The organism is Lysobacter sp. A286, assembly GCF_054052105.1.
On the sequence record NZ_JBSVRJ010000011.1, the window covers coordinates 1 to 4,711 of the forward strand.

The following is a 4,711-nucleotide window of genomic DNA, read 5'->3' on the forward strand; positions in this document are numbered from 1 at the left end:
CTACAGCACCGCGACCGGCACCGAAGCCACGGCAGCGGCCACCCAGGCCACCGCCAATGGTTTCCGCAGTGCGGCCAACGGTGACGGATCCACCGCCGTGGGCAGCTATACCGAAGCCGACGGTTTCCTGTCCTCGGCGATCGGTTACGGCTCGGTCGCCTCCAACGATTACGCCACGGCGCTGGGTGCATCCGCGACCGCGAGCGGCGCAAGCAGCACCGCACTGGGCGAGGCCGCACAGGCCAGCGGCGACGAAAGCACCGCAGTCGGTGGCACAACCCTTTATGGCTTGATCAATACCCGCGCGAGCGGCACCGCCAGCTCCGCATTCGGCAACGGCGCTTGGGCAACCGGCGGCTATAGCACGGCGCTTGGCCACAACAGTTTTGCCGCCGGCGACGGCAGCGCAGCAGTCGGGTACAACAGTTACGCGTCCGGTGTAGACAGCGTGGCAGTAGGCGTCAGCGCCTATGCACCCGCCACCAACAGCGTGGCTCTCGGTGCCAACTCGATGAGCGACCGCGACAACAGCGTATCCGTCGGCAGTGCCGGCAGCGAACGCCAGATCATCAACGTCGCCGCCGGTACCGAGGGCACCGATGCGGTGAACCTCGACCAGCTGGTTGTGGTCGCTGCGGTCGCCGAGAACACCGACAAGTACTTCAAGGCCACCGGCAGCGTCGACAGCGATGCCGGAGCGTACGCCGATGGCGACAATGCGACCGCGTCGGGTGAGGCAACCAATGCCATCGGTAACGGCGCATCGGCATACGGCAGCGGCGCTGTTGCGATCGGTGAAAACGCCACCGCTACCGGCTATGGAAGCACAGCGGTCGAAGACCGTGCGTCGGCCTATGGTGTTAACAGCCAAGCAACTGCAGCAGGTAGCACCGCGATTGCCGATTCCGCCCAAGCGAATGGGCGGCAAGCTGTTGCGCTTGGTTACCACAGCATCGCCGATACGGATGGCTCGGTCGCAGTCGGCGGACTCAGCCAAGTGACTGGCGATTTTGGCTCGGCGCTCGGATACGGTGCCAATGCCGCCGGCGACTTTGCCACGGCGCTGGGTTCGACGGCAGAAGCCAGTGGCGACTATACGACGGCAGTCGGTGACACCGCGTCCGCCAGCGGTATGTGGGCGTCGGCGCTCGGCTCGTTCACTAACGCCTCCGGCGATTTCAGCACCGCTGTCGGTGTTCTCAGCGTCGCCAGCGGCGAGCGCTCGGTTGCGATCGGAGAGGACTCCCACGCAACGGAACTCAAAACTACTGCAGTGGGCCAGTTTGCATGGGCCGTGGGTGAAGGCTCTACAGCGCTCGGCCAGAACAGCTTCGTTTTCGGAACTGAAAGCATGGCGCTGGGACTAGGTACATGGGTCTCTGCGAACAACAGCGTCGCCCTAGGCACTGGAGCAGAAGCGACCCGCGACTGGACCGTCTCCGTCGGAACCGAAGGGGCGGAGCGCCAGATCACCAATGTCGCCGCCGGCACCGAGGGCACCGATGCGGTGAACCTGGACCAGCTGGACGCGGTGGCTGCGGTCGCCGAGAACACCGACCAGTACTTCAAGGCCAGTGGTGAGGGCGAGGCACTGGTCGTAGGCGAGGACGCGGTTGCCGCCGGCTCCAACGCGATGGCCGATGGCGATTACACCACCGCGGTCGGCTCTTCGAGCTTCGCCGGGGCGCAAGGTGCCTCGGCGTTCGGCAGCGGCGCGATGGCGCTGGGTGAATTCAGTTCGGCCAGCGGCCACAACGCGGTCGCCAGCGGCGATGACAGCGTCGCCAGCGGCAGCAGCAGCGAGGCCATCGGCACTTCCAGCGTCGCCATTGGCGGCCGCCGTGCGGTCCTCGACGATGAAGGCAATCCGGTCCTGGATGCGGACGGCAACCCGACCTACGTCAACACCGTCGCCAGTGGCGATGACAGCACGGCGCTGGGCGCCGGCGCGGTCGCCGCCGAGGTTGGCGCCACCGCAACCGGTGCCGGGTCCAACGCCTCCGGCGCCTACAGCACCGCGACCGGCACCGAAGCCACGGCAGCGGCCACCCAGGCCACCGCCAATGGCTTCCGCAGTGCGGCCAATGGCGACGGATCCACCGCCGTGGGCGGCTACACCGAAGCCGATGGCTTCCTGTCCTCGGCCATTGGCTACGGCTCGGTCGCCTCCAATGATTACGCCACGGCGCTGGGTGCGGCAGCGACCGCAAGCGGGAGCGACAGCACTGCGGTCGGTAGCCAGAGCATTGCCAGCGGCACCAACAGTGTCGCCGTAGGTGGCGCGTTGTTCGGATTCCTGCCGTCGGAGGCGTCCGGCGACTACTCCACCGCCGTTGGCGGCGGTGCCTGGTCGAACGGCGTCAACAGCACCGCGCTGGGAAATGGATCCATGGCCCTTGCCGCCAATAGCGTCGCCCTGGGAGCGGATTCCCTGTCCGACCGCGCCAGCAGCGTTTCGGTCGGTGATGTCGGCAATGAGCGCCAGATCACCAACGTCGCGGCCGGTACCGAAGGCACTGATGCGGTGAACCTGGACCAGTTGGACGCGGTGGCTGCGGTCGCCGAGAACACCGACCAGTACTTCAAGGCCAGTGGTGAGGGCGAGGCCCTGGTCGAAGGCGAGGACGCGGTTGCGGCCGGTTCCAACGCGATGGCCGACGGCGATTACACCACCGCGGTCGGCTCTTCGAGCTTCGCCGGAGCGCAAGGCGCCTCGGCGTTCGGCAGCGGCGCGATGGCCTTCGGTGAGTTCAGCTCCGCCAGCGGCCACAACGCGGTCGCCAGCGGCGACGACAGCGTCGCCAGTGGCAGCAGCAGCGAGGCCATCGGCACTTCCAGCGTCGCCATTGGCGGACGCCGCGCGGTCCTCGACGATGAAGGCAATCCGGTCCTGGATGCGGACGGCAACCCGACCTACGTCAACACCGTGGCCAGCGGCGATGACAGCACGGCGCTGGGCGCCGGCGCGTTCGCCGCCGAAGTCGGCGCCACCGCAACCGGTGCCGGCGCCAACGCCTCCGGCGCCTACAGCACCGCGACCGGCACCGAAGCCACGGCAGCGGCCACCCAGGCCACCGCCAATGGTTTCCGCAGTGCGGCCAACGGCGACGGATCCACCGCTGTGGGCGGCTATACCGAAGCCGACGGTTTCCTGTCTTCGGCGATCGGTTACGGCTCGGTCGCCTCCAACGATTACGCCACGGCGTTGGGTGCATCCGCGACCGCGAGCGGCGCCAGCAGCACTGCACTGGGCGAGGCCGCACAGGCCAGCGGCGATGAGAGCACCGCAGTCGGCGGCAGCACCTTCTTCGGTTTGATCAGCACCCAGGCAAGCGGCACCGGTGGCACTGCCGTCGGCAACGGCGCTTGGGCAACCGGCGAATACAGCACCACCGTGGGACACAACAGCTGGGCGGATGGCGAGCAAAGCGTGGCGCTGGGGGCCAACGCGTTCGCCCTGGACGACAACGCCGTGGCGCTGGGGGCCAACTCGGCAACCAATCGCGCCAACAGCGTCTCCGTTGGGGATGTCGGCAGCGAGCGCCAGATCACCAACGTCGCCGCTGGTACCGAGGGCACCGATGCGGTGAACCTGGACCAGCTGGACGCGGTGGCGGCAGTCGCCGAGAACACCGACCAGTACTTCAAGGCCAGCGGTGATGGTGAGGCACTAATCGAAGGCGAGGATGCGGTTGCGGCCGGTTCCAACGCGATGGCCGATGGTGATTACACCACCGCAGTTGGCTCCAGCAGCTACGCCGGAGCGCAAGGCGCCTCGGCGTTCGGCAGCGGCGCGATGGCGCTGGGCGAGTTCAGCTCCGCCAGCGGTTACAACGCGGTCGCCATCGGCAGTGACAGCGTCGCAAACGGCAGCAATAGCGAGGCGAGCGGCGATTCCAGTATCGCGATCGGCGGCAAGATCAACGCCTTCGATGCCGACGGCAACCCGATCGAGGTCAACACGGTAGCGTCCGGGCTGGGCGCCACGGCGGTCGGCTCCGGCAGCTTGGCCACCGGTGTCGGCAGTTCAGCCATCGGCGTGCTTAGCGAAGCAAATGGTTACGCGGCATCGTCTTTCGGTTACGGCAGCATTGCCAACGGCGAATACGCCTCCAGCTTCGGCCATGCCGCCGGGGCCACCGGTGATTACAGCGTGGCGGTGGGCGGTCCGGCGGACCTGATCCCCGGTTGGGGCATCCTCGTCTACACCCAGGCCAGCGGACTCAGCTCGGCCGCGTTCGGTGCCGGTGCGATCGCCGCTGGCGACTTCAGTACGGCCAATGGCAGCCTGTCGGAAGCCTCCGGCGAGATGAGCACCGCGCTGGGCTATTTCGCCTACGCCCCCGGCGTCAACTCGTCTGCCCTGGGCGCCAATTCCTGGGCCAGCGGCGACAACAGCTCGGCAGTTGGTTACTACAGCACCAGCTACGGCACCGACAGCACCGCAATCGGCTACTACAGCACCGCCGATGCGGACAACAGCGTCGCCTTGGGTGCGAACTCGATCGCCGACCGCGCCAACAGCGTCTCCGTTGGCGATGTCGGCAGCGAGCGCCAGATCACCAATGTCGCCGCCGGCACCGAGGGCACCGATGCGGTGAACCTGGACCAACTGGACGCGGTCGCGGCAGTCGCCGAGAACACCGACCAGTACTTCAAGGCCAGCGGCGAGGGTGAGGCGCTGGTCGTAGGCGAGGACGCGGTTGCCGCC

1 protein-coding gene is annotated in these 4,711 nt (G+C 67.5%); it reads left to right on the forward strand.

Features of this window, described 5'->3' with window-relative positions; genetic code table 11:
- A partial coding sequence (locus ACW7G0_RS14115) for a beta strand repeat-containing protein (protein ID WP_456990619.1) occupies positions 1-4,711 on the forward strand: 4,711 nt, incomplete at both ends.